The following is a 26,766-nucleotide window of genomic DNA, read 5'->3' as shown; positions in this document are numbered from 1 at the left end:
CCCCCCCCCGACACAGGTGCGGGGTGTAGTGTTTAGCCTGGATTGATATAACGCGATTTCTACCGCATCAGAAACCCGTGGCAGAGGTCTCTAGTCTCGCTCTCCCGCAATGCTTATGGGTAGACAGAAAACATAAGCCAACGCAACTTCTACCGTATCAGGAAGCTCTGGATCAAACTTCACCTCTCCCCTCTCCCGCGCAGCGGGAGAGGTGCCGGGGGTGAGGGCCAACCCGCTCACTATCGTTTATTTTCCTTCCCCTTCCAGCAGCCAATTGTCGATCAGGCGTACCTGATCGAAGCGCACAGCCAGCGACAACAAAGCACCGTCTGCACCGATCCGATCCAGTTCACGCAGCGTGAGCGGATGGGCCACGCTAACGTAATCAGGTCGGGCGAGCGGTTCCCCGGCGAGCACACTCCTCATCACTGCCCGCAATGTCTCAGCGTCACGCTCACCGGCAGCGTAGCGTTCGGCAGCGGTGCGCAGTGCCCGGTAGAGCACCGGTGCGGCGGCCCGCTGCTCGGCGTTCAGATAGACGTTGCGACTACTAAGCGCCAGGCCATCGGGTTCGCGTACCGTCGGCACAATCACAATCTCAACTGGCAGATTCAGATCGCGAACCATCTGACGCACTACAACCGTCTGTTGGGCATCCTTCTGCCCAAAGTAACTTTTGGTCGGCTGCACAATATTAAACAGCTTGCAGACAACCGTCGCGACACCCCGGAAATGGCCGGGTCGGGCCGCCCCTTCCAGCACCTCATCAGCGGCGGGCTGAATGACATAGGTACCGAATCCGGGCGGATACATCTCTTCGACCGAAGGGATAAACACCAGATCAACACCGGCTGCTTCGAGTAGCGCCAGATCGCGGGCGGTGTCGCGCGGGTAGCGGGCATAGTCCTCGTTGGGGCCAAACTGCGTTGGATTGACAAAGATACTCACCGCTACTGCCGGGCATTCGCGACGAGCCTGTTCAACCAGCGCCAGATGTCCCTGATGCAAATACCCCATCGTCGGCACAAACCCCAGAACATCAAACGCTGCCCGTGCCTGACGGAATTCGGCGACTGTGTGTAGGACTTTCATAGCATGTTTCCTCGTTGTCTTGCGCAACGTTGAGCCTGATCGCACCCATCATCAATAACAAATGTGGCATTTCTGCGTCTCTGCTCATCCTCATCCTGCGAGGTGAGGCTACACCATCTTACAACAATTGGTTACGTAGTGTTGCGTTAGGCGTATGGTGAAGGAAGAGCATATCACAGCGGTACGCCAGCACCGACATCCCCTGGGAGCGCACACATTCGGCGCACTTACCCCCTGCTGTGCCTTCGTCCGGCGAGGTCGCGCAAATCAGCCCCACCACGCGCCAGTGGTTCCCGCCCCCAGCGGGGGCGGGGTAGGGTGGGGGCGGGTCAGCATCTCCTGGGAGCGTGCACCTCCGGCGTGCCCATCTGCAACAAGCGACTTCGCAAACCGCTGTGGGATGCTGTCCGCAGGTAATCGTTGCTTACTCCGTCGCCTGACCTTCGCTCCCCAGCGCTGCGGCCAGTTCTGCCGGATCCATCCGACTGCTATGTTCAGGGCCAGGGAACGCGCCATTACGCACATCACTGGCGTACTGTCTCAGCGCCTCGGCAATAATTGTTGCCAGATCGGCGTATCGCCTGGCGTGGCGAGGTAAAAAGTCACTGTACAGACCGAGCATATCGTGCCAGACCTGCACCTGACCGCTACAGCCGGCGCCGGCACCGATCCCGATGGTCGGAATCCGCAACCGTTCTGTAATGGCCTCGGCCAGCTCTGCCGGTACCAGTTCCAGCACAATCGCGAAGGCGCCTGCTTCTTGCACGGCCAGTGCATCGGCGAGCAGTCGTTTTGCCTCACTCGCCCGTCGCCCTTGCACGCGCAACCCAATCTGGTTAACCGCCTGTGGAGTAAAGCCAATGTGCCCCATCACCGGAATCCCCGCCTGAACCAGGCGGGCAATGGTAGGAGCGATAGCGACACCGCCTTCCAGCTTTACAGCCTGCGCACCGGCTTCCTGCAACATCCGTCTGGCACTCTGCATCGCCTGCTCTGGTGAGGTGTAGGTAAGGAATGGCAGATCACCGATAACCAGGGCTTTCTGCGTACCACGCACCACGGCGCGCGTATGGTGAATCATGTCGTCAAGCGTCACCGGTACGGTTGAATTGTAGCCCAGCACGACCATGCCCAACGAATCCCCTACCAAAATTAATGGAATTCCGGCGCGATCAGCAATCTGAGCCGAGGTGTAGTCATATGCGGTGACCATCGGGATTCGCTCGCCGCGATCGCGCATCTGCTGAATATCGCGAATGGTTGTGTGCATTGCCGGCTCCTTGTTGGTTATCCTCTGCCGGTCATTCCGGCTATTTGATTGCTCGATTGTAGCACACCAACGGAAAAAGCTGGCTGTTTCGCTAGATACCCTGCTTTTTTATGCCTTATTGTGTCACTATCTCAATATTGATAGATGCCGTCGATTATATCTCATTGTAAATCTACGACATACCATCGTGTGAAAACAGTAGTGTTGTCATGTTTAAAAAACATTTGACAAACTAACTTGCGTATTCTAAAATTAACCAGGATTCCTTGCATAAAGGTAGCGCCATGAAGCGAGAACCCACGATGGATATCCCCGTTGACCTTGTCCCTTACGCTCGTCGGGTTGCGCTGCGTGATGTGGACATCTTCTACTACGCTGCCGGTTCCACCAATCTACCGCCGCTCCTTCTCTTGCATGGCCTGGGCGATGAAGCCGATACCTGGCGTACGATTATTCCACCACTCTCGCAAATGTATCGCGTGATCGCCCCTGATCTACCAGGTTTTGGCCGTAGTTCCGGGCCTAATGGTGGGTACAGCCTGACGTTTTTTGCCCGCACCATGGCTGAATTTATCACCACGTTACAGCTACGAGGGATTACCCTTGTCGGTCATTCAATGGGGGCAATGATTGCCCAACGTCTCAGCATTGGCCTGCCTCACCTGATCCAGCAACAGATACTGATCAGTGGATGTTTACCGGTTAAACGGCGCACTCCACCTCGTCAGTGGTGGCCGCTGCTCATTCCCGGTCTTGGTGAGCTGGTGATGGCCAGTATGCGTCGTTCGCAGGAACTGGCTTTTCTTAGCTTACAGCCGTTCTACTATAGCCTCTACGACTTGCCGGCTCGTGAACGGCGGTTTCTCCGTCGGCGCGTCTGGAAGCGCCTTCATCATCCGCGGCAACGACGGGCAACCCTCTCGGCCTTGCGCTGGCTGACGATTGATGCCTTCTTCCGGGCGGAACAGTATCTCGATCTGGTCAGCGAATGTCAGACGCCAACGGTCTTAATCAGTGGTGATCACGACTTGATTGTCGATGGTGAACTGATTGAGTCGATGGAAGTTGTGCTGGAGGGACGGGCACAATACATTTATCTTTCTCGCTGTGGTCATATGCCACAGCAGGAGCAGCCCGATCTCATCTGTGAATTGATCTGTGGGCTATCTCCTGCTGTGTCCGCGGTAGACCTGGAGCTTCAGGGTGAGCCGTTAGACTGTGTTTGACGGAGCGGTATGTTCGCTACTCTCAACCAGTCGTGCCCTGATCAGCGAGGCTACGATTGATACTGTGATAATCGTGGCAACAATGCCGAGCGAAATACCGGTAGGAATCTTCCAGCTTGTACCGACTAGGGCTGCGCTTACATCAGGCAGCAGCATCTTCACACCGACGAAGGCCAGCACTACTGATAGACCCAGTTTCAAGTAGTGGAAGAGATGAACGACACCGGCCAGTACAAAGTACAGTGCCCGCAGGCCCAGGATTGCGAAGACGTTTGACGTATACACGATAAACGGGTCTTGGGTTACGGCAAAAATGGCCGGAATTGAGTCGACTGCAAAGATCAGGTCGGTTGTCTCAACCATCACCAGCACCAGTAGCAATGGTGTTGCCATCAGCACGCCATTCTGGCGGGTGAGAAACTTCTGCCCGTCGTAGCGATCACTGATCGGCATAAAGCGCCGGAAGAGGCGTACTACCGGATTCTTATCAGGCTCTACTTCCTCGTGTTGTGATGTGGCCATGCGAATACCGGTAAAGATCAGGAAGACGCCGAAGACCCAAATGATCCAGTGAAATTGTTTGATGAGTGCTGCGCCGGCGGCGATCATGGTACCCCGCATGATCAGCGCACCGAGAATCCCCCAGAACAGGACGCGGTGCTGGTATTTGGCCGGCACTGCAAAATACGAGAAGATCAATACGAAGACAAAAATATTGTCAACGCTCAGCGCTTTTTCGATTAAATAGCCGGTGAGGAAGGCCAGCCCGGCATCGCCGGCACTCAGGCTGCTACCCGGCATGATCTGATCCCAGAAGAGATACAATCCAAGATTGAAGACCAGCGCCAGTGAAATCCAGACGACACTCCAGATTGCTGCCTCGCGTAACGAGACTTCGTGTGCGTCACGGTGAAATACCCCCAGATCGAGGGCCAGCAGGGCCAGTACAAAGAGGTTAAAACCGATCCAGACCCACACTGCATCGAACATTGTGCTTTTCTCCCTGTCGTACAGTTTGTTTTTTACTACAACAAAAAGGCGAGCCAAACGCAGCTCACCACTGCGTCGGTCTCGCCAGTACGGTTACCCGATACGCGATGCCACCGGGAATGTTGCATTCCGTCTTGACGGTGACATCAACCCGCAGTTTGCGGGCGGCTACTCCCCAACGCTTCGCACTATACAGGATTTTTGCCATTTCTCATAGGGAAATTTTCCCTATTGCTACTGCTCGCCTTCGGTAGCGCATATAACGAAGTTTCGCCCTCGTAAGGGCGAAGGGGGTTGCGTATAATGTATCAACGTGCATCGTGTCAAATCCTGTGCAAAAGGAGAACATCAATAATCTTATGGATGCCATAACAATCGGCTTGATGCTAGGCGGACTGGTGTGTCTGGCGATTGGTGGTGAGCTGTTAGTGCGTGGTGCGAGCCACCTGGCCGCACTGGTTGGAGTTTCACCGCTCGTCATCGGTTTGACAGTGGTCTCATTTGGTACCAGTTCACCGGAGCTGGCGGTCAGCATTCAGGCCGGTCTGGCCGGCAAAAGTGATATTGCGATAGGTAATGTAGTAGGGAGTAATATTTTCAATATTTTGTTCATCCTGGGTGCCTGTGCCCTGATTAGCCCATTGATCGTTGCAGTACAGCTCATTCAACGTGAAGTACCCTTTATGATTGCGGTGTCACTCTTGTTAGCGGTGCTGGTACTCGATGGGACGATTGGCTGGTCGGATGGATTGTTACTCTTCAGCTTACTGCTTGGCTATATTACCTGGTCAATTTATGCTAGCCGTAAGGAGAGTGCCGCCGTGCAGGATGAGTATGCCCAGGAGTATGGTTTGCAAAAACTGCACGAACGCCCGACTGTTGCGGTCTGGGTTATGCAGCCCGTCATGATTATTATTGGTTTGGGATTACTGGCACTTGGCTCGAACTGGCTGGTCGAAAGCGCAACCACCATTGCGCGATCCATCGGGATCAGTGAGGTTGTGATTGGCTTGACGATTGTGGCTGCCGGTACCTCGTTGCCGGAAGTTGTTGCTTCCATTGTTGCCACCCTCAAACAGGAACGCGATATTGCGATTGGCAACGCAGTAGGGAGTAACATTTTCAATATTCTCGGTATTTTGGGGATTGCAGCGCTGGTAACGCCGAGTGGTCTGGTGGTGGCTCCGTCGGTCATCACGTTTGATCTGCCGGTGATGATTGCCGTGGCCTTTGCGGTTATGCCGATCTTTGTTTCTGGCCTGAGCATCAACCGCTGGGAGGGGGCGCTCTTTCTCGGTTATTATGTGGCGTATACAGCCTATCTCATCCTGGCTGCAACTGAACACGATGCGTTGCCCGCGTTCAGCGGTATCATGATGCTCTTCGTTTTGCCAATCACGCTGTTCACCCTGGCTATTCTGACCGTCAACGCCATTCGCCGCCGTGACTGGGTGACCTCGTAATGCTAATCGTTATGGGGTGACGATCAGCACACCCTGTTGGGCTTCATGGCCGGGAATGCGACAGTAGAAACGGTACTCACCGGGGGCTGGAGCGCGAAAGGCCAGTACTGCATCAACACCCGGATCAGCCGAGACGGTACGGTCGCCGGAAGGTAGCTCAATGGTTAGGCTATGCGCTACTTCACCGCGATTGCGTAAGCGTAAGAAGACCTGTTCACCGGTACGAGCTTCTGCACGGTCGGGATCGAAGCGCATTTCGGTGGCTGTTACCTCGATGCTGCGTTCACGCAGTGGTTCACCACAGGCGCTGAGCAGTGTCAGAAATAGAAGGGCGATACCGATGACTTGAAGTGCATTCAAAATGGGAATGGTGGGTACTCTGCTCATAGCTCACTCGTACTCATCATACGTTTTCGCATGATAACTCTACCAGATATTTGCAGAGTGTGTGGCACATCGGGCTGTATACGATCACTGTGCGTGGTAATTGTTTCCAGCACCGTTATTATGCGGAGTGTGACAGCTTATCTGTTTTGGAGTACAATGGCAGTAAACCCAACACATTCAAATGTTGTTCAGGCAAAAGATAAAGTGGTATTCGGCTTCATTCTCTACCGGCGAGCTGATAAACTGGAACGTTGTCCTGTCGCTGCCACTTTCGCTGATGGCGTCGTATTGTGCCATGTCAGGTGGTAGTAGCGTTTTGTAGTGTTTGAACGAGGAGAGCATGATCTATCCGCTTGTATTCATTGCGCTGGCGGCAGCTCCCCTGGCATTGCTCGCCCGCTTCCCAGCACGTGACCGAATTGCGTGGGGGTTGGCGTTGATCCCGTTGCTCATCTTCGGTCTGACGCTGGTGCAGGCTGCGCCGGTGTGGGAAGGCGGGCTGGTGACTGAACGGATAGAGTGGGTGCCGGCGCTAGGGTTGCATCTGAGCTTTACGCTTGATGGTTTGAGCCTGCTGTTTGCCCTCATTATCTCTGGTATTGGTACATTGATCGTCGGTTATGCCGGCCACTATCTCGGATCAGATAGCGGTCTTGGTCGTTTTCTGGCCTACCTGATGCTGTTTATGAGTGCGATGCTGGGGCTGGTGCTGGCCGGCAATGTGCTGACGATGTTTGTGTTCTGGGAACTGACCTCGGTAACGTCGTATTTGCTGATCGGCTACAAGCACGACTATGCTGATGCCCGGCGGGGTGCCCTGCATTCGCTCCTGGTAACCGGTGGTGGTGGACTGGCGCTACTCGTCGGTTTGTTACTGCTCGGTCAGGCGGCTGGAAGCTATGAGTTCAGTGATATTCTGGCTGCCGGCGATACGTTGCACGTGCATCCGCTCTACCCGGCGGCAGTGATCTTAATTCTGCTTGGCTGTTTCACCAAATCGGCCCAAATACCCTTCCACTTCTGGCTTCCCGGTGCGATGCAGGCACCGACGCCGGCCAGTGCCTTTCTCCACTCAGCCACAATGGTCAAGGCCGGGGTGTACCTCATGGCGCGACTCAGCCCGGCATTAGGCGGAACCGCGCTGTGGGATGTGACGCTGGCAGTGGTTGGCGGGGCGACAATGACCTTCGCTGCGATTGTAGCGATGCGGCAGTTCGATCTGAAAGCGATGCTGGCCTATACCACGATCAGCATGCTGGGCGCCTTGACGATGCAGATCGGATTGGGCGGGAAGTATGGCGCTGAAGGTGTGGCGACAAATATTCTGGCCCACGCGCTGTACAAATCGGCCCTGTTTATGCTTGCCGGGGTGATTGACCACGAGTGTGGGACGCGCGATCTCCGCCGTCTCGGCGGACTGCGTAAGTACATGCCGCAGACGATGGTGATTACGGCGTTGGCTTTACTTTCCTTTGGTGGCATTCCGGTGATGTTTGGCTTCGTGGCTAAGGAGCTGATGCTCGAAGCCGCGTTGGAAACCGAACTGGGTGCAACATTGAGTGTGCTGGCGGTGGGGGCCATTGCCGTAACTGCCATCGCCTATCTGATTACCGGCTGGCGCCTGTTCAGCAATACCTTCCTCGGTCAGCGCAGTGTTGCGGTGATGCAGCAGCATATCACCGATCCGGTACCGGGGATGTTGATCGGTCCTGGTGTTCCGGCTGTATTGTCGTTGATCATCCCCATCGCCTTTCTAGGACCGATAAGCACGCTGATCGCTCCAGCCAGTGCGTCAATCTATGGTCAGCCGCTTGACGTGAAACTGGCGCTCTGGCACGGGATTAATCCCGCGCTGCTGGTAAGTCTGAGCGCGATTGTGATTGGCGTCGTGATGTTCCGTTTCGCCGATCAACTGGCCGGGTTACGCGGTTGGCCAGCCTGGACACGCGGCGATATGATCTTCGACCATCTGATCGAGCGTACTCTGGCCGGGGGTACCGCGTTGACGCGAACCATTCAGGAAGGCCGTCTGCGCCGATATATTCTGCTCACGGCGCTCACCATGCTGGTTTTCGTGGGTGTTCCGTTTGTCAGTTTTGGACTTGGGGCAATTCGCTTCGATCTCGATCCACAGTTGCAGGTCTACGAGATACTGGCGGCAGCTCTCATACCGATTGGGGTGATTGCCACGATTAACGCCCGCACCCGACTGGGTGCCATCATTGCCGTTGGTGTTGTCGGTGCCATGGTATCGCTCCTCTTCGTTCTCTTCTCGGCACCTGACCTGGCATTGACCCAGTTGCTGATTGAAGTGCTCTCAACCGTGTTTCTGTTACTGGTCTTCTCCGTTCTACCGGTACGCTTCGAGAGCTTCTCGTCAGCCTGGGTGCGGCGGCGCGATGCGATTATGGCGACGGTCGTGGGTGTGCTGATGGGTGGTCTGGTGCTGGCAGCGGCCACAAACGATAGTTTTGCGCCGTTAGCTCCCTTCTTCCTGGAAAATAGTCTGGAACTGGGCAAAGGCGCCAACGTCGTGAATGTGATCCTGGTTGACTTCCGCGGTTTCGATACCCTGGGCGAAATTACAGTCTTGTTCATCGCGCTCCTTGGTATCTATGGCTTGTTACGGTTACGACAGGGGAAAGACAATGCGACACCAGAGCGGGTCACCACAACCGAACCGGTCAGCGAACCGGTCGATGCCCAGAGATAGTGCCTTATACGACTCGTTAATTCTGCGCACGATTAGCCGGTTGATGATGCCGGTGCTGTTGTTGCTTTCAATCTTTATGCTCCTTCGCGGCCATAATTTGCCGGGTGGTGGCTTTATTGGTGGTCTGCTGGCTTCAAGTGCGATCATTTTGCAGATAGTGGCCTTTGGCCCGAAAACTGCCCAACGCATTTTGCCGGTCAATTACCTGCTGCTGGCAGCTTTCGGTGTCTTCTTCGGGGCGATCTGGGGGTTGCCGGCGCTGTTTGCCGGTCTCCCCTATATGCAAGCGTTCTGGATACCAGAACCCATTCCTGGGGTAGGTAAGATTGGTACGCCGGTCTTGTTTGATGTTGGAGTCTACTTTACGGTTATTGGTGTAACCACGAAGATTGCACTCCTGCTGGTAGAAGAGCCGATCCTTTTCCCTTTGCCGGAAATGAAATCGGCATCTGTTGAGCAAGAGGAGGTTGCATGATCATTCTGCTGGCGATAGCAATCGGCTCTCTGTTTGGTGGGGCTACCTATCTGATCTTGCGCCGTTCGGTAGTGAAGCTGATTCTGGGTCTGATTATGTTGAGCCATGGCGTCAACCTGCTCATTTTCACGATGGGTGATGGTGTGCGACGTGGCGCACCACCACTGGTTGATGCTAGCGGACAACCGCTTCCCGGATCGGCTGATCCATTGGTGCAGGCATTGATCCTGACCGCGATTGTGATTAGTTTCGGTTTCACTGCCTTCGTGATGGCCCTGGCCTATCGCTCGAATCAGGCGGTTGGGAGCGATGATCTCGATGATCTTTCAACAACTGATAAGTTATAGTGTTGCGATCTGGCGTAGGAAAGAAGCATGGTATTTCATCTCTTCGTGCCAATAGTCTCACCATTGATCGGTGCTGCCCTGGCCGTTCTGTTTGGTCATCAGCGTATGGTTGCACGTGCGATTACGCTGGTGAGTGTGCTCATTAATCTGGGCTATGGTCTCTGGCTGATGAACGTGGTACCTCAGAGTGGCCCACTGGTTGCCCAAGCGTCGGGCTGGCTGGCACCGTTTGGTATTTCGCTGGTTGCCGATGGCATGAGCGCGTTGATGGTCATGCTGGCCGCGCTCCTGATGCTGACGACGGTTGTCTATAGCTTTTACTCAATTGATCGCGAGCGTGAACGCTATTTCTATTACCCATTGTTGCTGTTATTGCTGCTAGGGGTGAGTGGTGCGTTTCTTACCGGTGATCTCTTTAACCTGTACGTCTGGTTTGAGGTCTTACTGGTTTCCTCATTCGGTTTGATCACCCTCGGTGGCAGTCGCGATCAGCTCGAAGGTGGCTTGAAATACGTTGTGCTCAATCTGCTCGGCAGTACTGCCTTCTTGTTTGGTTGTGGCCTGATGTATGGCTTTGCCGGTACGTTAAATATGGCGCACATCGCCGAGCGCATGGCTACATTGACAAATCCCGGTTTTCAGACGGTGCTGGCCGGCGTTTTCCTCTTTGCATTCGGTAGTAAAGCGGCGATTGTGCCCCTCTTCTTCTGGTTGCCATCGAGCTACCACACGCCACCGGTAGCGGTAACCGCAATCTTCAGCGGTTTGATGACGAAGGTGGGTGTCTATTCGCTGTACCGGGTCTTTGGGCTGATGCTGCAAAACGAGCTGGCGATCTACGCACCCTGGATTACGTTGCTGGCCGGGTTGACGATGGTGATTGGGGTGCTGGGTGCGGTTGCCCAGATGAATGTGCGGCGTATTCTCAGTTTCCACATCATCAGTCAGATCGGGTATAGCGTGATGGGCCTGGGATTAGCCAGTGTGGCCGGGCTGGCTGCCGGTCTGGTCTTTACCGCCCACGTGATGATCGTGAAGATGGCGCTCTTCTTTATCGGTGGCGCTGCTGAACAGATTTACGGTACCGGTGATCTGAAAAAGATGGGTGGGTTGGCCCGGCGTGAACCGTGGCTGGCTATATTCTGGTTCGTGGGTATTCTATCGCTGGCCGGTATTCCACCGCTGAGTGGGTTTATCGGGAAGCTGATCTTGCTCCAGGTTGGCGTGAGTCAGCAGGCGTATCTGATTACAGCAGTGGCTGCCGGTACCAGTATCCTCACCTTCTTCTCAATGTTGAAGATTTGGAACGAGGTCTTCTGGAAGAAATCCTACGAGGACGTGAATCGCCTGCCACGGGTTGGTTTCGGCTTGCTGGCGCCAGGAGCTGCTCTGGTGATTCTGAGCATCGTGCTTGGGCTACTGGCCGGGCCGCTGGTCGATTACAATACTATCGCCGCGCAACAGTTCTTTGATCGGACTGTCTACATTACGGCTGTCTGTGGCAGCGATGGCTGTGAAGCGGTTTACCAGGCGGCTATGCGGTAGAGGTGATTATGATTGTGTTGATCCTTGTGCTGACAATCACCTGGATGGCATTGCACAGCAGTTTTACCCTGCCCGATTTGATAGTCGGTTTCCTGGTCAGTTTTGCGATTGTGTCGCTGGCCAGCCGCTTTCTGAGCATGCCGTTTACCGATGGTGGGTTGGGGCGATCCCGGATTGACAACCGGAACTATGCTCGTCTGACCTTCAAATGGATCGCCTTTATCGGTTTTGCCTTGTGGAGTATTCTCAAGGCGAACCTGGATATGGCCCGGATTGTACTCTTTCGGCGGGTGGCCGATATTCGGCCCGGTATTATCGCGATTCCACTTGACGTAAAAAGTGATGCCGGGATTACGATGCTCGCCAACCTGATCACTTTAACGCCGGGTACCGTCTCGCTCGATGTGGCGACTGATCGCCGTACAATCTACATTCACTGTATCGATGTTCAAGATGCCGACGCCGTGCGTGCCGATATTAAGCAAAACTTCGAGCGGCGGGTGATGGAGCTATTTCCATAGAGGTTACACACCATGACGCTGTTTACCATGATCGTTGCCGGCTTAATGGGGGTCGTTGCCATCTCTATGATCCTTTGTACCGCTCGTCTCCTGATGGGGCCGAGTATTCCTGACCGGGCAATGGCCTTTGATACGCTGATGGTTCACGTAGTAGCGCTGGTTGCGCTCTACGTGGTGATCACCGACCAACTGAGTCTGGTCGATGCAATTCTGGTTGTCGCCGTACTGGGATTTCTGGGTACCGTGGCGATTTCGCGGTATATCGAGGAGGGGCACAGTTGATGAGTCTGAATGAGATTGTGACCCTGATCCTGGCAACCATTGGGGTGCTGTTCATGCTGCTGGCAGCAATCGGGATGCTGAAATTGCCCGACCTCTATACGCGCGTTCATGCGACCGGTAAAGCGGGGACGTTGGGGATTACCGGTGTTCTGCTGTCGGTGGCGGTGCATCACGGCGATCTGGTGGCAGCGGCCAAGATGATTGCCCTAATCGCCTTTTTCTTCCTGACGGCACCGGTCGCTGCTCATATGCTCGACCGGGCAGCCTACCTGACCGGCGTGAAGCGGGCACCGCAGACGGTGCAGGATGATCTGGCCGGGAAGTACGATATGGAGCAGGGGCGGTTGCGTTAGCCTGTACCACGTGTACTGATCACGGGTCGGGAGATGGTTGGTGATAGCTGTCAGGCATCTCGCACGACAGGAACCGTTGTGCGTAAACGTCACCCAGGATAAGACCGGGTGGCGTTTTGTCAATCCCCGGCTAGCCGCGTGGTCATCACTACGTTCAAAGCTTCGATAGTGAAAGTGCGCCACCTCCGACCTGCGCTGCGTCGAAGAGTTGACAACCCCCCTGGCTCACTCTACAATCGCTGGTGAGAGCGCATGTGGCCCGGTGGCTGTCGCGGTCTTCAAAACCGTTGGGCGGAGTGACGAACTGCGCCGGTGGGTTCGACTCCCACGCGCTCTCGTGTGAGTTGCTCACCCTCATCTTACCTGCCTTGAACGGCACAAGGTCTCTATCCTGACGTAGTGGATCAGCGGGTTGAAATAGCACTTGTCTCACTAGTTCGTGATCATGCCGAGAGCATACAGCGTCCCAATGACCATCTGGATGAACGGCGTGACACACGCCCGGCTCGAGGCATGGCTAGCGTCTTCTCTGCCCTAGTGGGAGAGGCTATGCATCACCCACATATCGCGCTGCGTTAAGCTGGACTGCAAGTGCTCCCCGTGGCGCAGGCTTCCAGCCTGCGTGGAGGCATTCCTCTCTACCGCCGTCAGGTGCTGGCCGTGGCCGCTGGTGCGCAGGCTTCCCGTGGCGCAGGCTTCCAGCTTGCGTGGAGGCATCCTCTCCATCACCGTCAGGTGCTGACCGTGGCCGCTGGTACGCAGGCGAGAATCTATTGCAACAAAACGTCTACGCACACTCCTGACCGACGCTATGATCGTGACGAGCACCCCACAGCATCCTCGTACACCGCAGGGTCAACGGCGTGCCACGCGCCGGATCGTGAGCGCGGCTGGCGCGGCAGCATGGCTGCCGCACTCCAAACCGTGCGACACGCGCATAACGAGCGGGTACGGTAATCCATCCAGCACGTGCTGTCACGGCTGGAGCGGCGCACTGATACCGGACCAGTCGTCCAAACAGCACCCATGGCGATCATACCCGCTGATATGCACGTGGTTGATACCAGTTATGGGTAATGCATAGGTGGGAGACGAGCGAGAGCAGGGGGTGAGGTGAAGGGGCCAATTTGCAATTACCGAACCGATACTCTCCCAAATCACACCAACCGCTCCTACCCTCCCACCACTCTGTACAGCTCTCCAGCATTTCTACTTCCTACCTTCTATCTCCTATCTTCTATTATCTCCTCCCTCCTCCCTCACCACATCATCCCTTGTCCGCATCATTGGTCGTGAGCCGATTGGCGGCAGCCACAATTTGCTGGAGGTAATGCTGCCAGTGTTGTTGATTGGCTCTTGTCAGGCGTCGTACTGCGGCCAGATCGCCTGCCTCGCCGGCTTCAACTGCTGAGGCGAGCGACTCTTGAAATGCCCGAGCCAGATCGGCAACTGCCCGGCGCAATTCGGCATTGAGCGCCCGTTGTCGCTCAAGCTGCTCGTAGAGCCACTCGTTCAAACGAATCTGTTCCTCTAACTGTTCGCGCAGCCGTTGCTCGACCGGTGTCATACATCACCTCAAGAATCGGTGCGCCCAACCTGATAGCAGGTCGGGCGCCGATATGTTGGCGGGGAGAGTGAGATTCGAACTCACGAGGGCTTATTAGGCCCTACCCGTTTTCGAGACGGGCACGTTCAACCACTCCGTCATCTCCCCGCGCCACGTCATGTCGTCGCTTATTATAATGGGCTGTTCGGATCTGTGCAAGTCATGCCGGACTGACCGGTGATCACACGCGCTTGATCACAACCATGGTCATATCATCGGTTTGGGGCGTATCGCCGGTAAATTCGCGCACTGCGGCGAGTACAGCATCCACAATGTCGCCCGGTGCATGCTGATGAGAGGTGCGCAAGACTGCTGCTAGCCGCTCATCGCCGAAGAGATCGCGTTGTGGGTTCATTGCCTCAGTGATGCCGTCGGTGTAGAACAGCAAAATATCGCCGGGGTCAAGCACAGTCTCGCCCGGTACGAAGTGTGGATCCGGGATAACACCCAGAACGATGCCCTGGGCGGCGAGGGGGATGACCTGACCGGTTGCCTGACGGTAGAGGAGTGGATAGTTGTGGCCGCCGTTGGCGTAAGTAACGCGACCGGTAGCCGGATCGATAAGCGCATAAAAGCAGGTGACGAACAATCCGGCGCGCGAGTCGGCCAGGATCAGGCGATTGGCGCGCTCCAGGACAGCAACCGGCGAACGTCCATCAATGGCACTGGCGCGCAAGAGTGTGCGTGAGAGGGCCATGAAGAGGGCAGCCGGCACGCCTTTGTCGGTGACATCAGCGATGACAACCCCGAAACGAGACTGACCATCAGGTGTGGCAGCCGGTATTTCAATGAAATCGTAGAAGTCGCCACCAACCTGACGGGCCGCCTGATAAAACGCCTCAATCTGGAGGCCGGGCACGAATGGACAACAATCGGGTAAGAAACTGGCCTGGATTTCACTTGCCAGATCAAGTTCCCGTTCGAGGCGCTGACGGGCCAATGCTTCTTGATACAGGCGTTCACGATCAATCATCTGAGCCAGTTGGCTGGCGAGCAGCCCAAGCAGCTCGGCTTCGCTGTCGAGAAAACTGCGCGGATTGATGGTATTCACCATGAGCAAGCCAATTTGCACGCCACCAAGTTCGACCGGTGCCAGCAGGTGACCCTGGAAACTCTGGCGTCGCAGCAAAACGGGCAGGCGCATCAGCGCATCTGCGGCTAGCTGTGAGCTTCGTTCCGGGAGATACCACAGATGGGGGTGGTTTTCATCAAGAATCAGCGGCCAAACGCTAACAGTGGGCAATTCCCAGCCGTGGCATGCGCGTAGAAGTGCCCGTCCGCCTGCTTCATCGGCTTCGATAAACGCACATGCATCAGCATCGAGCAGGCGTGCGCCGATCCGCACCAGCCGTTGAATCGTCGGTTCGAGATCATCCGTGAGCAGCAGCTCTTGTGAAAGAGAAAGCAGCGCACGTCGTTCCTGCACACGGCGCACACTGAACTCTTCGTAGAGGTGGGCACGGGCGATAGCTGTACCTAACAGATCACCGATGGCTGCGATGAGCTGCTGATCTACAACTTCCAGTTTTGCCCATTGCGTCGTCGCCAGATTAAGAATACCCACCGAGCGAGAGCCATCACGTAACTCAACCGAAATATGGTGTGTCAGACCCCGCTTGTCGCCAACAGCACCGCGCAATCGTGAGCACGGCATGAGCATCGGTTCCTGGCGGATCTGACCGGTACGACAGGCTTCCTGGCATACACATTCACCCTGCCAGATCGTTCCGGGATAGGTCAAGGCCGGTGGCAATCGCTGACGCGCTGCCAGAATAAACTGATCGCCCTCATCACGGAGATAAATCCAGCCGGCTTCCTGGCCGGTCAACTCAAGAATATGGATAAGTGCTGCGTCAAGCGCCGAGCGCAGGTTCAGCGTTTGGTTCAGCGTTTGGGCCAGTAATCGCAACGCAGACCATTCGGCGATACGGTGTTGTCGTTCCGAAGATGGCATAAAAACCCACCGGAAAGTATGTATCCGCACAGATCAGCAAACACATGTCATTGCAGAGGCGTGAATGTAACAGCGATTGAAAGCTATCCGGAAAATAACGACTGCTGACGGTGAAGAAAGAAGAAAGCGATTACCAATCGTTGTTGGTATACCTGGCTGCGCACCAGGTCAGATCGAACACACTCTCTCAAACCAACAACAACGACTGGTAATCAATTCGTGAAATACATCAAGCAGCGCATGGGCCAATCATTACTTCCGCTTGCGACTGATCGACACGCCGTCGCGCAATGGAATAATCACCGACTCCAGCAATGGGTGTTCCATAATGGCACGGTTGAAACGTTGAATGCCGCGTACCAGCGGAGAGGCATCTTCTTCGAGTACCTGAGCACTGCACAAGACATTATCTGCGATCAGGATACCACCCGGACTGAGCAACGATACACACAACTCAAGCGCCTGAAGAGCCTGTTCATCGTTCGACGAATTACGCAGAATATCGAGGAAAATGAGATCGAACTCTTGACGGAGTGACGGCAACAACTCGCGCCATTCGCCAAGATGAATAGTAATCAAATCGCGCATACCGGCGGCTTCGATCACCTCACTGGCCAGTTTCACCCGCTCAGGATTCCGTTCGATAGCGGTCATCTTGCCACCGGTCTGACGAAGTGCCTTCATAATGTAAATGGCGGCGTACCCGGTGGTAATACCAACCTCCAGCGCATGACGGGCGTTCATCATCAGCGCTTGCAGGTAAAGAAATTGCCCCTGTACCGGCCCAACCAGCGATAAACCTTGCTGTCTGGCACGTGCTTCAAGATTAGCCAACACCTCATCGCGCGGCGGCATCAGGTCGTGCAGATAGTCTTCGATTGCAATATTCGTGATATCGTAGCGCATCACGCTCTCCTCACCCTGCTCACGTTGGCGGTGTGTGCGGCTGCCGCTCCTGTAGCGTCAGTTGCATACGCAAACACTTCGTCGTTCACTTAAATTGTATCACACCATCGGGCATCTTGTGGTATGATCTTAGTCATCACTTTTGGATAGCTTGCAGCGGGAGGCAGCCGTGGCCGCGATTCGCATCCTGATTGCCGAGGATAATGATCTCGTGTCGCTCACGTTGGAGGACCAACTGAAGGGGTTGGGGTACGAGGTGGTTGGGATTGCCCGGACTGGCACCGAGGCAGTGATGCTAGCATCACGCCTGAAACCAGACCTGGTGATTATGGACATTCGGATGCCGGAGATGGACGGCACCGAGGCAACTGCGCGGATCCGGGATCAAACCGGTATTCCGGTGGTGATGTTAACGGCGTTCGCCGATAAAGAGACAATCCGGCGGGCAGAAGCGGCGGGGGCGCTGGCATACCTGGTGAAGCCGGTGAACGAGCAGGAATTGCCACCGGCTATTACAATTGCACTGGCCCGTCATCGCGAAATCCAGAATCTGCGGAACGAAAATCTCGAACTGCAAGAGGCGCTTGAAGCACGTAAACTGATCGAGCGGGCAAAAGGTATCTTAATGCAACGCCTCGGTCTGAGCGAACGCGATGCGTATGAACGTTTGCGTCAGCGTGCCCGTGATAAACGCACGAAGATGAAGGACATTGCTCAGGCGATTATCGAAGCGGAAGAGCTGCTCGGTTCATGAACGTGCTTGACGGAACATTGCGGCTGTGGTATAGTTGCCTCGTCGAAGCGAGTAGATAGTCAAGGAAGCGATCTCATGGTCGGTTCGCGCTTTTATACCTACTTTTTCTACTTTACCAGCCGAAAACCGGACTGGTCGCTTCGCATTTCCTGGAGATAGACGATAGTATAGAGCAATCACAAAGGGGCGCGAGGCGAAAAACCTCGCGCCCCTTCTGTTGTTGCCCAGGGAGGAGAGCCGATGGACGTTCGTTGTCGTGGAGTACGAGGGGCGACGACCTGCAGCGAAAACACACGCGAAGCTATTCTGTCTGCAACGCACGAATTGCTCACATTGTTGATCGAAGCCAACGACATTAAGCCGGAAGACATCGCCAGTGCCATTTTTACGACGACTCCCGACCTGAATGCCGAATTTCCCGCTGTGGCAGCCCGCGCAATTGGCTGGGTAGATACTGCCCTCCTGTGTGGTCACGAAATGGCTGTGCCAGGTAGTTTACCCCGTTGTATTCGTGTTTTGATCCACTGGAATACCACCAAACGCGCCGATGAAGTCGTCCATGTGTACATTCGCGGTGCCCGTGGTCTGCGACCCGAACGGGCTGCCGCGATGAACGCCTTTCGCGTGGTGACACCACTTTCACCGGAGGAGTTGCCATGAGTCGTCGTCAAGACCCTGCCGGACACGCAGCGTTGCGTGTTGTGCCCGTTTTGTCTACCGATGCCTGTTCTTGTATGCCTGAGGAGGATCGTTCCATGATTGTCGTTATGCAAACCAACTCAACCCCCGGACAGATTGAAGCGGTGTTAAACCGGCTGCGCGAACACAATTTGCGCGGCCACCTGACCGTTGGCGAGGAGCGCACGGTGATTGCGGTGGTGGGGGCAGCGATCCCGCCAACCTTGCGGGAAGAGCTAGAACACTTTGCCGGTGTGAAGGAGACCCTGCGCATCACGCAACCCTACAAGCTGGTATCCCGTGAGGTGAAGCCCAGCGATACGGTGGTAACGGTTGGTGATGTGAAGGTTGGCGGTGGGCATCTGGCGATTATTGCCGGTCCGTGCTCAGTTGAGAGCGAAGAGCAGATCATGGCAACCGCCCGTGCGGTACGCGAGGCTGGGGCGAACATGTTGCGCGGTGGTGCGTTCAAGCCACGCTCATCGCCTTACAGTTTCCGGGGTCTGGGTGAGGTTGGTTTACAGTTGCTGGCGCAGGCACGTGCCGAGACGGGGTTGCCGATTGTGACCGAAGTTATGACTCCGGCTGATGTTGATCTGGTTGCCCGCTATGCCGATGTCTTGCAGATCGGTGCCCGCAATATGCAGAATTACCAGTTGCTGGAAGAGGTGGGGCGTACCGGCATGCCGGTGCTGCTCAAGCGTGGTTTATCGGCTACGATTGAAGAGTGGTTGTTGTCGGCTGAGTATATTATTGCCCAGGGTAATCCAAATGTGATTCTGTGTGAGCGTGGTATCCGTACCTTCGAGACGGCGACCCGCAATACGCTCGATCTGAATGCAGTAGCTGTGGCCAGGAAGCGCTCGCATCTGCCGGTAATTGTTGATCCGAGTCACGGTACCGGGAAGTGGTATCTGGTTCCGCCATTAACCCTGGCTGCAATTGCTGCCGGTGCTGATGGCGTGATCATTGAAGTTCACCCCGATCCTGATCGGGCAAAGTCAGACGGCGGACAGTCACTGAACCCAGAGAACTTCATGGGCCTGGTGCCCCAAATGCGCACCATCGCGAAAGTGGTTGGCAAGACCTGGTAATTACCACGCATGTCAGGAGCGCACAACGAGGTGCTCTCCTCCCCGGCAGAGCTGCCCGAACGCTGCACAATGACTGTGCTCCTCGGAGGATACGGTGATCTGTGGCCGTCTCGTGATCTGGTTGACGTTGCTTGTGGTCGCGGATGATTGGCCTGCTGATGCGCTATCCTGCGTTCCGCCTTGCGATGCATTGCCCTCACCGGTACAGCGTGGTACAATATTATGACGAGATTTACCAGCGTCACCTGATATGTTAGAGCGAGGCAATATGGAAAAATCGACATGGACGACGAAAGTTGGGCTGGCGCAGATGCTGAAAGGTGGCGTCATCATGGATGTTGTCACCCCAGAGCAGGCGCGAATTGCTGAAGAGGCCGGGGCAGTGGCAGTGATGGCGCTGGAACGGGTACCGGCAGACATTCGCGCTCAGGGTGGCGTGGCCCGTATGAGCGATCCAGAGCTGATCCTGGCAATCAAGCAGGCGGTAACCATTCCGGTGATGGCAAAAGCACGGATTGGTCACTTCGTTGAAGCGCAGGTATTGGAAGCGATTGGCGTTGATTATATTGACGAAAGCGAAGTATTGACTCCTGCCGACGAAGAGCATCACATTAATAAACATAAGTTCCGTGTGCCGTTTGTCTGCGGTTGTCGTAATCTTGGTGAGGCGCTGCGCCGTGTCGCTGAGGGCGCGGCAATGCTGCGCACGAAAGGCGAAGCCGGTACCGGCAATGTGGTCGAGGCTGTGCGGCACGCCCGTGCGGTGTACAGCGAAATTCGGCGCTTGCAGTCGATGAATGAAGATGAATTGTTCACTTACGCCAAGCAAATCCAGGCTCCCTATGAGCTGGTGAAGCAGGTGGCGACTGAAGGTAAATTACCAGTCGTTAACTTTGCCGCAGGTGGTATTGCGACACCGGCTGATGCGGCGTTACTGATGCAGCTTGGGGTTGATGGAATCTTCGTCGGTTCGGGTATCTTCAAGAGTGGCGATCCGGTCAAGCGGGCACGGGCCATTGTTGAGGCTACAACCCATTACAATGACCCGGAGATCATCGCCGAGGTGAGCAAGGGCCTCGGTGAAGCAATGGTTGGTATCAACATCGATCAGATTCCAGCCGAGCAGTTGATGGCTCGCCGTGGCTGGTAAGAGGGGGCGGACGGGGTAAACCCGTCCGCATAGAATGAGGTATGACAGTTGGTGTATTAGCCCTGCAGGGCGATTTTCGTGAACATTGTGCAGTGCTACGCCGAATCGGGGTTGAACCGATTGAGGTGCGTTTGCCACGTCAGCTTGAACAGGTTGAACGGTTGATTATTCCCGGTGGCGAAAGCACGACGATAGGGCGGCTGCTAACGATCTATCAGATGCTGGAACCAATTCGGGCACGTGCCGGTCGTGATCTGGCAATTTGGGGCACATGCGCTGGCGCTATTTTGCTTGCCAGTGTTGTTACCGATCAGAAACAGGGCGGTCAGCCCACGTTGAGCCTGATGAATCTGACCATTCAGCGAAATGCTTACGGTAGCCAGCTCGACAGCTTCGAGGCACCGATTGCAATGCCGATTATCGGTGAGAAGCCATTGCAAGGGGTCTTCATCCGGGCACCGCGTATTATCAGCGTGGGGGCAGGGTGTGAGGCGGTTGGCTGGCTGGAGGACGGCAGTGTGGTGGCTGCCCGGCAGGGTCGCTTGCTGGCGACTACGTTCCATCCTGAGCTGACCGATGATGATCGGGTTCACCGGCTCTTTCTGGAACTATGATTCGAACTGTAACGCCGGGTGATCTCTGGTTACTGCGGCGTAAACCTCGCTATCAACAGGTGCTCTACACCGAACGACTGCTGGCGTATAGCCATCGGCCGCTCTGGTTTGCTCTGCAAAGCATGCTGGCCGGCAATCATCGAGAACGGACAACCCTGGTGCTGGCTGAGGGTGGTGGGTTTGCCCTGGCACAGGCGATGGGCCGTCGTGGCCGGCCAGAGCAAGACGTGATCTATCTGGCGACCAACGGGACGCGAAGCGAACATACTCCCAGTGATTACGAACTTTGGTTCCATCTTTTGCACCAGTTGTGCGCGAATGCTGCGCACCACTCGGTGCAGCGCCTCTATGCAGCGCTACCCTGTCAGCACAATGAATTGCGCGAAATCTTCCGCCAGGTTGGATTCCAGGCCTACACCCATCGTCACCTCTTTCATCTCTCTGGCCCGGATTGGGATCAGGGTACACGCCTGGCTCCGATGCGTATGCAAGCGCGTCGTGACCACTGGGCGATACATAAACTCTACGGTATGGCAACACCGCACCTCGTCCAGCAGGCGGAAGTGCACAACGCCCGTCACTGGACGCTGCATCAGACCTATTCCCTGGTACGTCGCCAGGCATGGGTTCTTGGCCCTGATGATGATCTGGTGGCTTATTTGCGTCTGCTTAGTGGGCCGAATGGTCATGTCTTTTCATTGATCATCCGGCCTGATGAGCGTGAGCAGGCAGTCAATGTCTTGCGGTTTGGGCTGGCGCAGCTCAGCGATAGCCGTCCGGTCTATCTCTTGCTGCGTGAGTATCAACAAGAATTGTTTGAACCAGCAATGCGCCTCGGCTTTCAACCGGTTGGTGAGCAGACCTTACTGGTGAAACACATGGTGATGCCGATCCGTCGAGCGGTACTGGCACCATCACTAGAGGTTGGGTTGGAGCCGAGAGTGTCAGTGCGTCGGTATGTGTTGCCACCAACTGCACGGGAGGAGTGCTAAGCAGGTATGGCTGTAACGGATACGAGCAATGATATTCAGCTCTTGTTAGCAACGCTGCCACCAGCGATTAGCGAGGCGATTCGTAAGGCAAATGATCAGGATAATTTGCTCGAAATCGTGATGGATTTGGGACGCTTGCCAGAAGCTCGTTATCGCGGTCACGAGCTGTTCTTAAGTGATCGTGAAGTGACAGCCGAAGACATCCAATATGTGATCGAGCGTATTGGCGAATTTGGTGAAGATAATCGAGCAGGTATTCCGCGTACGCTGCACCGCATTTCAGGGATTCGCAACCGCCGTGGGGTTGTGATTGGTCTGACTTGCCGCGTTGGGCGGGCGGTGTATGGGACGGTTGATATTATTCGTGATCTGGTCGAGACCGGTCAGAGTATTCTGCTGTTAGGGAAACCTGGTACCGGTAAGACAACCCTGTTACGTGAGACGGCGCGTGTCCTGGGTGATGAGCTGCGGAAGCGGGTAGTGATTGTGGATACCTCAAATGAGATTGCCGGTGATGGTGATATTCCCCATCCCGGTATTGGGCGGGCACGCCGGATGCAGGTGCCACGACCTGCCGAGCAGCATAACGTGATGATCGAGGCAGTCGAAAACCACATGCCGGAAGTGATCGTCATTGATGAGATCGGTACTGAGCTGGAGGCAGCCGCAGCCCGTACTATCGCTGAACGTGGCGTTCAGTTGGTCGGGACAGCGCACGGAAATACGCTCGACAATCTTATGGTCAATCCAACGTTGTCCGATCTGGTCGGTGGCATTCAGGCAGTGACCCTGGGTGATGAAGAGGCCCGGCGCCGTGGCACGCAGAAGACGGTGTTAGAGCGGAAGGCTCCACCGACCTTCAGCATTCTGGTTGAGATTCAGTCCTGGGATAGAGTGATGGTCTATCCCGATGTTGCGGCAGCCGTCGATGCGATTTTGCGCGGCGAAGACCCGCCCTGCGAACAGCGCTTCCGCGATGCAAACGGTGTGGTTCACCGGGAACCGGTGCGACGGGTACCGATTGATGCCCCGGCGTTTGGTCTGCGGCGTGGTCGTGGTGGCCGTGAACAAGGCCAGATGGGTGGTAGTGGTCCTCGCTTACGTGATCGCAATGGCTCCACTTCCTCCACACTAACAATGCCGCCACAGCGCATCTTTCCATTCGGCGTCAGTCGTAACCGGTTGCAAAGCGCAATTGAACGCCTGCGAGTGCCGGCGGTGATTGTGCGTGATTTGAAAGAGGCTACCCTGGTCATGACGTTGAAAAACTACTACCGGCAAAGCTCGCAACAGTTGCGGCAGGCCGAAGAGCAGGGTGTGCCGGTCTACGTGTTGCGCAACAATACGATTACTCAGATGGAACGACAGCTCGCCCAGGTCTTTCAGTTACGCGAGCTGGTTGACGATGAACCGACGTCTTTTGGCAACGATTCGGTGGTTGAAGAGGCGTTGCTGGAAACGGAGCAGGCGATTACGCAAGTGATTAATGGTGAGCGGAATGCAGTAGAGTTGACGCCGCGTAGCAGCTATATTCGCCGCTTGCAACATCAGATGGCTGATCGGTATAATTTGCGCTCGGAGAGTCGAGGTGATGATCCTAACCGACGGGTGAAGATCTTCCGGTAGTAGATCGACAGATCGCTGAAGATCGGCTATCCTTAACGAAGGTTAAACCGTCATTGCTGGTAGCGATTTCATGAAACAAGGGTTCTTTATCACGTTTGAGGGGCCAGAAGGAGCCGGGAAAAGCACACAGGCTCGTCGATTGTATGAGCGATTGCAGTCTATCGGCTATCCAACAATTTTAACTCGTGAGCCGGGTGGTACTCGCATTAGTGAATTGATTCGGCGAATTCTGGTGGATCTCCGCCATACCGAGATGGCACCAACAACTGAGATATTGCTGTTTTCGGCAGCCCGGGCCCAATTGGTGAGCGAGTTGATCCGGCCATACCTGGCAACTGGTGGAATCGTGGTATGTGATCGCTACGCTGACTCGACGTTTGCCTATCAGGGGTACGGTCTGGGGCGCGATCTTGAAGAGTTACGGACGATTACCGATATTGCTACCGGTGGCTTGAAACCCGATCTGACGCTGTATTTGCAAATTGATGTCGAAGTCGGTTTGCAGCGTAAACGAGCCGGTCGGGAACGAATTGAACTTGGCAGTGCGCAACCGCCGGAATGGAATCGACTCGACGCCCGTGATCTGGCGTACCATCAACGGGTAGCCCAGGGCTTCAACGAGTTGATGGCGCAAGAGCCTGAGCGCTGGTATGCGTTGAATGCCGATCAACCGGTAGACGAGTTGGCCGAACAGATCTGGCAGGTTGTGATGGCCCGGTTAGCGCAGGTAATGCCACTTGCTGCGCAATGATGCGTGTATTGCATAGTGTATAAGGGTGAAGATCATGCGCCTCATTCTTGCTGTTGTTCAGTCTCAAGACGCAACAAATCTGGTAGAAGCGCTAACCGAGCACGGCTATCGGGTAACACGCCTGAGCAGCCAGGGTGGGTTTTTGCGCGAGGGCAATGTTACTTTGTTACTGAGTGTCGAAGATCAGCAGGTAAACCCGGTGATCAGTATTATTCGGGAGCACTGTTCGACCCGTACCCGCTACGTTTCACCCATGCCGCCGATTGCGGAGTCGGGTGAATTTTATCCACCGGCACCGCTTGAAGTGCAGGTCGGTGGGGCGACAGTCTTTGTGTTACGCGCCGAGACACGCAAGTTATAGTGGCGATATTATGGAAGCAATACAAGAGTTTTTAGCCAATGTTCTACCACTTATTCGCCTGGGAGCAATTTTTCTAGGCGCATATGCGGTTTTGCTGTGGGCAGCATCAGTCTTGTGGGCCTATCGCGATATTCTTCGGCGTACCGAAGATGTCTCGGTGCAAGTGCTGGCGGTTGGAATTGTGTTGTTACTGCCTTTTTTAGGTATCCCGTTGCATTTGATTTTGCGCCCTCCTCAGACGCTGGCCGAGAAGTATGAGCGGACGTTGGAAGAAGAATTTCTGCGCCGCGATCTCGAAGAACAGTTTGTTTGTCCCGAATGCCAACGGCCTATTGAACCAGATTATCTGTTCTGCCCGCACTGCCATACGCAGTTGCGCCGACGCTGTGATGCATGTCAGAAAGTTGTTGACCTGACGTGGCGAATTTGTCCGTACTGTGGTCACTCACAGACGGGCAGTGCGCCGACAGTACGAGCCGAGGCTTATGCAGTTGCACCGCCAGTAGAGGTGACTCAACGATGACTATTCCTTCGATCACGGCTGTTCAGGGTGTCCTGGTTGGTCAGGTTGCCGACCAGGATGCACTTACCGGGGTGACGGTTGTGCTCACGCCTGATGGAGCGACCGCTGGCGTTGATGTACGCGGTGGCGCACCGGGAACACGCGAGACCGATTTGCTTAGTCCGGTAAATCTGGTGCAACAGGTGCATGCCGTGGTGCTGACAGGTGGAAGTGCATTTGGTCTCACAGCGGCGACAGGTGTTGTATCGTGGCTCCACGAGCGTGGCTATGGTTTTGATGTTGGCCTGACGAAGGTGCCGATTGTGCCGGCGGCGGTTATCTTTGACTTAGGCATTGGTCGGTCTGACGTCTGGCCAGATGCTACGATGGGTTATGCGGCCTGTATGGCAGCGGAAGCCGCTGTTGCGGAGGGGAGTGTGGGCGCCGGTATTGGCGCGACCGTCGGTAAGGTGGGCGGTATGGCAACCGCAATGCGAGGCGGCGTTGGTAGCTGGAGTGAAACACTGGCTGATGGCGTAACGGTAGGTGCGCTGGCAGTGGTGAATGCGTTTGGTGATGTCGTAGACGACAATGGACGGATCATTGCCGGTGCGCGCGCTCCTGATCAATCGCTGGTTGGTACCGGTGCGTTATTGCGCAGTGGATTGAGTCGCCGGTCATTTGCTGATACTACTGGACAGAATACAACGATTGCGGTTGTGGCAACCGATGCACGGCTCGACAAAGCGGCTGCAACCAGACTGGCAATAATGGCCCAGGATGGTCTGGCACGGGCGATTCGACCGGCGCATTCACCTTTCGATGGTGATACCGTGTTTGCCCTGGCAACAGGTGTCTACGAAGCACCGCCGCTGGTGACGTTGGGCGCGGTTGCGGCTGATGTGCTGGCAACTGCAATTATGCGAGCCGTCCAGGCTGCCACAGCAGCGGCTGGCATACCGGCAGCGTGCGATCGGTAATTCTCTGGTTTTGCGTGGCGAGCCATCTGGCTTCATTTTCCTGTTACCCTGATGCACAGATAGTGGTATCATCGGAATACGGGTTACAACGTTAGCAGTAGCTATCTGCCCGTCAGGTCTTGCACTCTTTCCCC

At 55.5% G+C, this 26,766-nt stretch carries 29 protein-coding genes and 2 tRNA genes; 21 read left to right on the top strand and 10 right to left on the bottom strand.

Annotated elements, in window-relative coordinates:
• Positions 1-246: 246 nt before the first annotated feature.
• Both panC and panB read right to left on the bottom strand, forming a co-directional pair.
• A complete protein-coding gene (panC, locus tag VAE57_RS17575) occupies positions 247-1,092 on the bottom strand; it encodes a pantoate--beta-alanine ligase (RefSeq protein ID WP_322823131.1) in 846 nt (281 codons plus the stop codon).
• 424 nt (positions 1,093-1,516) lie between these two features.
• Complete coding sequence (gene panB / locus VAE57_RS17570) at positions 1,517-2,362, bottom strand: 3-methyl-2-oxobutanoate hydroxymethyltransferase (RefSeq protein WP_322823130.1); 846 nt, start codon at positions 2,360-2,362, stop codon at positions 1,517-1,519.
• Between the two features lie 284 nt (positions 2,363-2,646).
• Between panB and VAE57_RS17565 the strand changes: the two genes are divergently transcribed.
• Entirely contained in the window at positions 2,647-3,588 is a 942-nt protein-coding gene (locus VAE57_RS17565) for an alpha/beta hydrolase (RefSeq protein ID WP_322823129.1), read from the top strand.
• Here the strand turns inward: VAE57_RS17565 and VAE57_RS17560 are convergent.
• Positions 3,574-4,578, bottom strand: coding sequence for a TerC family protein (locus VAE57_RS17560; protein WP_322823128.1), 1,005 nt, complete (start codon positions 4,576-4,578; stop codon positions 3,574-3,576). The two genes, VAE57_RS17565 and VAE57_RS17560, sit on opposite strands and share 15 nt — an antisense overlap.
• Before the next feature lie 64 nt (positions 4,579-4,642).
• Complete coding sequence (locus tag VAE57_RS17555; protein WP_322823127.1) at positions 4,643-4,786, bottom strand: hypothetical protein; 144 nt, start codon at positions 4,784-4,786, stop codon at positions 4,643-4,645.
• 151 nt (positions 4,787-4,937) lie between these two features.
• On the opposite strand from VAE57_RS17555, the gene VAE57_RS17550 reads away from it, so the two are divergent.
• A complete protein-coding gene (locus tag VAE57_RS17550) occupies positions 4,938-6,041 on the top strand; it encodes a calcium/sodium antiporter (RefSeq protein ID WP_322823126.1) in 1,104 nt (367 codons plus the stop codon).
• Positions 6,042-6,050: 9 nt separating this feature from the next.
• Here VAE57_RS17550 and VAE57_RS17545 read toward each other — a convergent pair whose 3' ends face one another.
• Positions 6,051-6,428: a cupredoxin domain-containing protein gene (locus VAE57_RS17545; protein ID WP_322823125.1), complete on the bottom strand. Its 378-nt coding sequence runs from the start codon at positions 6,426-6,428 to the stop codon at positions 6,051-6,053.
• A 177-nt stretch (positions 6,429-6,605) separates the two neighbouring features.
• Complete coding sequence (locus VAE57_RS17540; protein WP_322823124.1) at positions 6,606-6,770, bottom strand: hypothetical protein; 165 nt, start codon at positions 6,768-6,770, stop codon at positions 6,606-6,608.
• Here VAE57_RS17540 and mbhE point away from each other — a divergent pair.
• The 8 genes from mbhE to VAE57_RS17500 all read left to right on the top strand — a co-directional run bounded on the left by mbhE (position 6,769) and on the right by VAE57_RS17500 (position 13,002).
• The gene (gene mbhE / locus VAE57_RS17535; protein WP_322823123.1) at positions 6,769-9,141 is read left to right on the top strand and encodes a hydrogen gas-evolving membrane-bound hydrogenase subunit E; all 2,373 of its coding nucleotides are present in this window, start codon (positions 6,769-6,771) and stop codon (positions 9,139-9,141) included. The genes VAE57_RS17540 and mbhE overlap by 2 nt on opposite strands.
• The gene (locus VAE57_RS17530; protein WP_322823122.1) at positions 9,128-9,616 is read left to right on the top strand and encodes a Na+/H+ antiporter subunit B; all 489 of its coding nucleotides are present in this window, start codon (positions 9,128-9,130) and stop codon (positions 9,614-9,616) included. The genes mbhE and VAE57_RS17530 overlap by 14 nt, the downstream gene beginning before the upstream one ends.
• On the top strand, positions 9,613-9,963 hold the full coding sequence (locus VAE57_RS17525) for a sodium:proton antiporter (RefSeq protein ID WP_322823121.1): 351 nt from the start codon (positions 9,613-9,615) through the stop codon (positions 9,961-9,963). The genes VAE57_RS17530 and VAE57_RS17525 overlap by 4 nt, the downstream gene beginning before the upstream one ends.
• A 27-nt stretch (positions 9,964-9,990) precedes the next feature.
• On the top strand, positions 9,991-11,508 hold the full coding sequence (locus VAE57_RS17520) for a proton-conducting transporter membrane subunit (protein ID WP_322823120.1): 1,518 nt from the start codon (positions 9,991-9,993) through the stop codon (positions 11,506-11,508).
• An 8-nt stretch (positions 11,509-11,516) separates the two neighbouring features.
• Complete coding sequence (locus VAE57_RS17515; protein WP_322823119.1) at positions 11,517-12,029, top strand: Na+/H+ antiporter subunit E; 513 nt, start codon at positions 11,517-11,519, stop codon at positions 12,027-12,029.
• A 12-nt stretch (positions 12,030-12,041) separates the two neighbouring features.
• Positions 12,042-12,311, top strand: a complete 270-nt coding sequence (locus tag VAE57_RS17510; RefSeq protein ID WP_322823118.1) for a monovalent cation/H+ antiporter complex subunit F — start codon at positions 12,042-12,044, stop codon at positions 12,309-12,311.
• The gene (mnhG, locus tag VAE57_RS17505; RefSeq protein WP_322823117.1) at positions 12,311-12,664 is read left to right on the top strand and encodes a monovalent cation/H(+) antiporter subunit G; all 354 of its coding nucleotides are present in this window, start codon (positions 12,311-12,313) and stop codon (positions 12,662-12,664) included. Before VAE57_RS17510 ends, mnhG begins: the two co-directional genes overlap by 1 nt.
• A 244-nt stretch (positions 12,665-12,908) precedes the next feature.
• A tRNA-Sec gene (locus tag VAE57_RS17500) sits at positions 12,909-13,002 on the top strand.
• Between the two features lie 929 nt (positions 13,003-13,931).
• Here VAE57_RS17500 and VAE57_RS17495 read toward each other — a convergent pair.
• The 4 genes from VAE57_RS17495 to VAE57_RS17480 all read right to left on the bottom strand — a co-directional run bounded on the left by VAE57_RS17495 (position 13,932) and on the right by VAE57_RS17480 (position 17,130).
• Complete coding sequence (locus tag VAE57_RS17495) at positions 13,932-14,231, bottom strand: DUF2203 domain-containing protein (RefSeq protein ID WP_322823116.1); 300 nt, start codon at positions 14,229-14,231, stop codon at positions 13,932-13,934.
• 56 nt (positions 14,232-14,287) lie between these two features.
• Positions 14,288-14,378, bottom strand: a tRNA-Ser gene (locus tag VAE57_RS17490).
• A gap of 73 nt (positions 14,379-14,451) precedes the next feature.
• Entirely contained in the window at positions 14,452-16,224 is a 1,773-nt protein-coding gene (locus tag VAE57_RS17485) for a GAF domain-containing SpoIIE family protein phosphatase (protein ID WP_322823115.1), read from the bottom strand.
• A 252-nt stretch (positions 16,225-16,476) separates the two neighbouring features.
• A complete protein-coding gene (locus tag VAE57_RS17480) occupies positions 16,477-17,130 on the bottom strand; it encodes an O-methyltransferase (protein WP_322823114.1) in 654 nt (217 codons plus the stop codon).
• A gap of 169 nt (positions 17,131-17,299) precedes the next feature.
• Between VAE57_RS17480 and VAE57_RS17475 the strand changes: the two genes are divergently transcribed.
• The 11 genes from VAE57_RS17475 (at position 17,300) to VAE57_RS17425 (ending at position 26,632) form a co-directional block, all read left to right on the top strand.
• Complete coding sequence (locus VAE57_RS17475) at positions 17,300-17,884, top strand: ANTAR domain-containing response regulator (RefSeq protein WP_012258090.1); 585 nt, start codon at positions 17,300-17,302, stop codon at positions 17,882-17,884.
• A 240-nt stretch (positions 17,885-18,124) separates the two neighbouring features.
• The gene (aroH, locus tag VAE57_RS17470; protein WP_012258091.1) at positions 18,125-18,544 is read left to right on the top strand and encodes a chorismate mutase; all 420 of its coding nucleotides are present in this window, start codon (positions 18,125-18,127) and stop codon (positions 18,542-18,544) included.
• Between the two features lie 95 nt (positions 18,545-18,639).
• Positions 18,640-19,656: a 3-deoxy-7-phosphoheptulonate synthase gene (aroF, locus tag VAE57_RS17465; RefSeq protein ID WP_416208474.1), complete on the top strand. Its 1,017-nt coding sequence runs from the start codon at positions 18,640-18,642 to the stop codon at positions 19,654-19,656.
• 268 nt (positions 19,657-19,924) lie between these two features.
• A complete protein-coding gene (pdxS, locus tag VAE57_RS17460; protein WP_322823112.1) occupies positions 19,925-20,806 on the top strand; it encodes a pyridoxal 5'-phosphate synthase lyase subunit PdxS in 882 nt (293 codons plus the stop codon).
• 41 nt (positions 20,807-20,847) lie between these two features.
• Positions 20,848-21,420: a pyridoxal 5'-phosphate synthase glutaminase subunit PdxT gene (gene pdxT / locus VAE57_RS17455; RefSeq protein ID WP_322823111.1), complete on the top strand. Its 573-nt coding sequence runs from the start codon at positions 20,848-20,850 to the stop codon at positions 21,418-21,420.
• The gene (locus VAE57_RS17450) at positions 21,417-22,412 is read left to right on the top strand and encodes a hypothetical protein (protein ID WP_322823110.1); all 996 of its coding nucleotides are present in this window, start codon (positions 21,417-21,419) and stop codon (positions 22,410-22,412) included. The genes pdxT and VAE57_RS17450 overlap by 4 nt, the downstream gene beginning before the upstream one ends.
• Before the next feature lie 6 nt (positions 22,413-22,418).
• Entirely contained in the window at positions 22,419-24,038 is a 1,620-nt protein-coding gene (locus VAE57_RS17445) for a R3H domain-containing nucleic acid-binding protein (RefSeq protein WP_322823109.1), read from the top strand.
• A 70-nt stretch (positions 24,039-24,108) separates the two neighbouring features.
• A complete protein-coding gene (gene tmk, locus VAE57_RS17440) occupies positions 24,109-24,789 on the top strand; it encodes a dTMP kinase (protein WP_322823108.1) in 681 nt (226 codons plus the stop codon).
• Between the two features lie 34 nt (positions 24,790-24,823).
• The gene (locus VAE57_RS17435; protein ID WP_012258098.1) at positions 24,824-25,150 is read left to right on the top strand and encodes a cyclic-di-AMP receptor; all 327 of its coding nucleotides are present in this window, start codon (positions 24,824-24,826) and stop codon (positions 25,148-25,150) included.
• Between the two features lie 10 nt (positions 25,151-25,160).
• Positions 25,161-25,673, top strand: coding sequence for a zinc ribbon domain-containing protein (locus VAE57_RS17430; RefSeq protein ID WP_322823107.1), 513 nt, complete (start codon positions 25,161-25,163; stop codon positions 25,671-25,673).
• Positions 25,670-26,632 carry a P1 family peptidase gene (locus VAE57_RS17425; RefSeq protein ID WP_322823106.1) on the top strand — a complete coding sequence of 321 codons (963 nt, stop codon included), beginning with the start codon at positions 25,670-25,672 and terminating at the stop codon, positions 26,630-26,632. Before VAE57_RS17430 ends, VAE57_RS17425 begins: the two co-directional genes overlap by 4 nt.
• Positions 26,633-26,766 lie beyond the last annotated feature (134 nt).

Origin of the sequence: Chloroflexus sp. (assembly GCF_034434295.1) — a bacterium.
Taxonomy (GTDB): Bacteria; Chloroflexota; Chloroflexia; order Chloroflexales; family Chloroflexaceae; genus Chloroflexus.
The sequence above is the reverse complement of the archived record's forward strand: the minus strand, read 5'-3'. Positions and strand labels throughout refer to the sequence as shown.

Excerpts from the sequence above, each read along its gene's own strand:
- panC (WP_322823131.1), bottom strand. The coding sequence starts at position 1,092 with ATGAAAGTCCTACACACAGTCGCCGAATTCCGTCAGGCACGGGCAGCG.
- panB (WP_322823130.1), bottom strand. The coding sequence starts at position 2,362 with ATGCACACAACCATTCGCGATATTCAGCAGATGCGCGATCGCGGCGAG.
- VAE57_RS17565 (WP_322823129.1), top strand. The coding sequence starts at position 2,647 with ATGAAGCGAGAACCCACGATGGATATCCCCGTTGACCTTGTCCCTTAC.
- VAE57_RS17560 (WP_322823128.1), bottom strand. The coding sequence starts at position 4,578 with ATGTTCGATGCAGTGTGGGTCTGGATCGGTTTTAACCTCTTTGTACTG.
- VAE57_RS17555 (WP_322823127.1), bottom strand. The coding sequence starts at position 4,786 with ATGGCAAAAATCCTGTATAGTGCGAAGCGTTGGGGAGTAGCCGCCCGC.
- VAE57_RS17550 (WP_322823126.1), top strand. The coding sequence starts at position 4,938 with ATGGATGCCATAACAATCGGCTTGATGCTAGGCGGACTGGTGTGTCTG.
- VAE57_RS17545 (WP_322823125.1), bottom strand. The coding sequence starts at position 6,428 with ATGAGCAGAGTACCCACCATTCCCATTTTGAATGCACTTCAAGTCATC.
- mbhE (WP_322823123.1), top strand. The coding sequence starts at position 6,769 with ATGATCTATCCGCTTGTATTCATTGCGCTGGCGGCAGCTCCCCTGGCA.
- VAE57_RS17540 (WP_322823124.1), bottom strand. The coding sequence starts at position 6,770 with ATGCTCTCCTCGTTCAAACACTACAAAACGCTACTACCACCTGACATG.
- VAE57_RS17530 (WP_322823122.1), top strand. The coding sequence starts at position 9,128 with ATGCCCAGAGATAGTGCCTTATACGACTCGTTAATTCTGCGCACGATT.
- VAE57_RS17525 (WP_322823121.1), top strand. The coding sequence starts at position 9,613 with ATGATCATTCTGCTGGCGATAGCAATCGGCTCTCTGTTTGGTGGGGCT.
- VAE57_RS17520 (WP_322823120.1), top strand. The coding sequence starts at position 9,991 with ATGGTATTTCATCTCTTCGTGCCAATAGTCTCACCATTGATCGGTGCT.
- VAE57_RS17515 (WP_322823119.1), top strand. The coding sequence starts at position 11,517 with ATGATTGTGTTGATCCTTGTGCTGACAATCACCTGGATGGCATTGCAC.
- VAE57_RS17510 (WP_322823118.1), top strand. The coding sequence starts at position 12,042 with ATGACGCTGTTTACCATGATCGTTGCCGGCTTAATGGGGGTCGTTGCC.
- mnhG (WP_322823117.1), top strand. The coding sequence starts at position 12,311 with ATGAGTCTGAATGAGATTGTGACCCTGATCCTGGCAACCATTGGGGTG.
- VAE57_RS17495 (WP_322823116.1), bottom strand. The coding sequence starts at position 14,231 with ATGACACCGGTCGAGCAACGGCTGCGCGAACAGTTAGAGGAACAGATT.
- VAE57_RS17485 (WP_322823115.1), bottom strand. The coding sequence starts at position 16,224 with ATGCCATCTTCGGAACGACAACACCGTATCGCCGAATGGTCTGCGTTG.
- VAE57_RS17480 (WP_322823114.1), bottom strand. The coding sequence starts at position 17,130 with ATGCGCTACGATATCACGAATATTGCAATCGAAGACTATCTGCACGAC.
- aroH (WP_012258091.1), top strand. The coding sequence starts at position 18,125 with ATGGACGTTCGTTGTCGTGGAGTACGAGGGGCGACGACCTGCAGCGAA.
- aroF (WP_416208474.1), top strand. The coding sequence starts at position 18,640 with ATGATTGTCGTTATGCAAACCAACTCAACCCCCGGACAGATTGAAGCG.
- pdxS (WP_322823112.1), top strand. The coding sequence starts at position 19,925 with ATGGAAAAATCGACATGGACGACGAAAGTTGGGCTGGCGCAGATGCTG.
- pdxT (WP_322823111.1), top strand. The coding sequence starts at position 20,848 with ATGACAGTTGGTGTATTAGCCCTGCAGGGCGATTTTCGTGAACATTGT.
- VAE57_RS17450 (WP_322823110.1), top strand. The coding sequence starts at position 21,417 with ATGATTCGAACTGTAACGCCGGGTGATCTCTGGTTACTGCGGCGTAAA.
- VAE57_RS17445 (WP_322823109.1), top strand. The coding sequence starts at position 22,419 with ATGGCTGTAACGGATACGAGCAATGATATTCAGCTCTTGTTAGCAACG.
- tmk (WP_322823108.1), top strand. The coding sequence starts at position 24,109 with ATGAAACAAGGGTTCTTTATCACGTTTGAGGGGCCAGAAGGAGCCGGG.
- VAE57_RS17435 (WP_012258098.1), top strand. The coding sequence starts at position 24,824 with ATGCGCCTCATTCTTGCTGTTGTTCAGTCTCAAGACGCAACAAATCTG.
- VAE57_RS17430 (WP_322823107.1), top strand. The coding sequence starts at position 25,161 with ATGGAAGCAATACAAGAGTTTTTAGCCAATGTTCTACCACTTATTCGC.
- VAE57_RS17425 (WP_322823106.1), top strand. The coding sequence starts at position 25,670 with ATGACTATTCCTTCGATCACGGCTGTTCAGGGTGTCCTGGTTGGTCAG.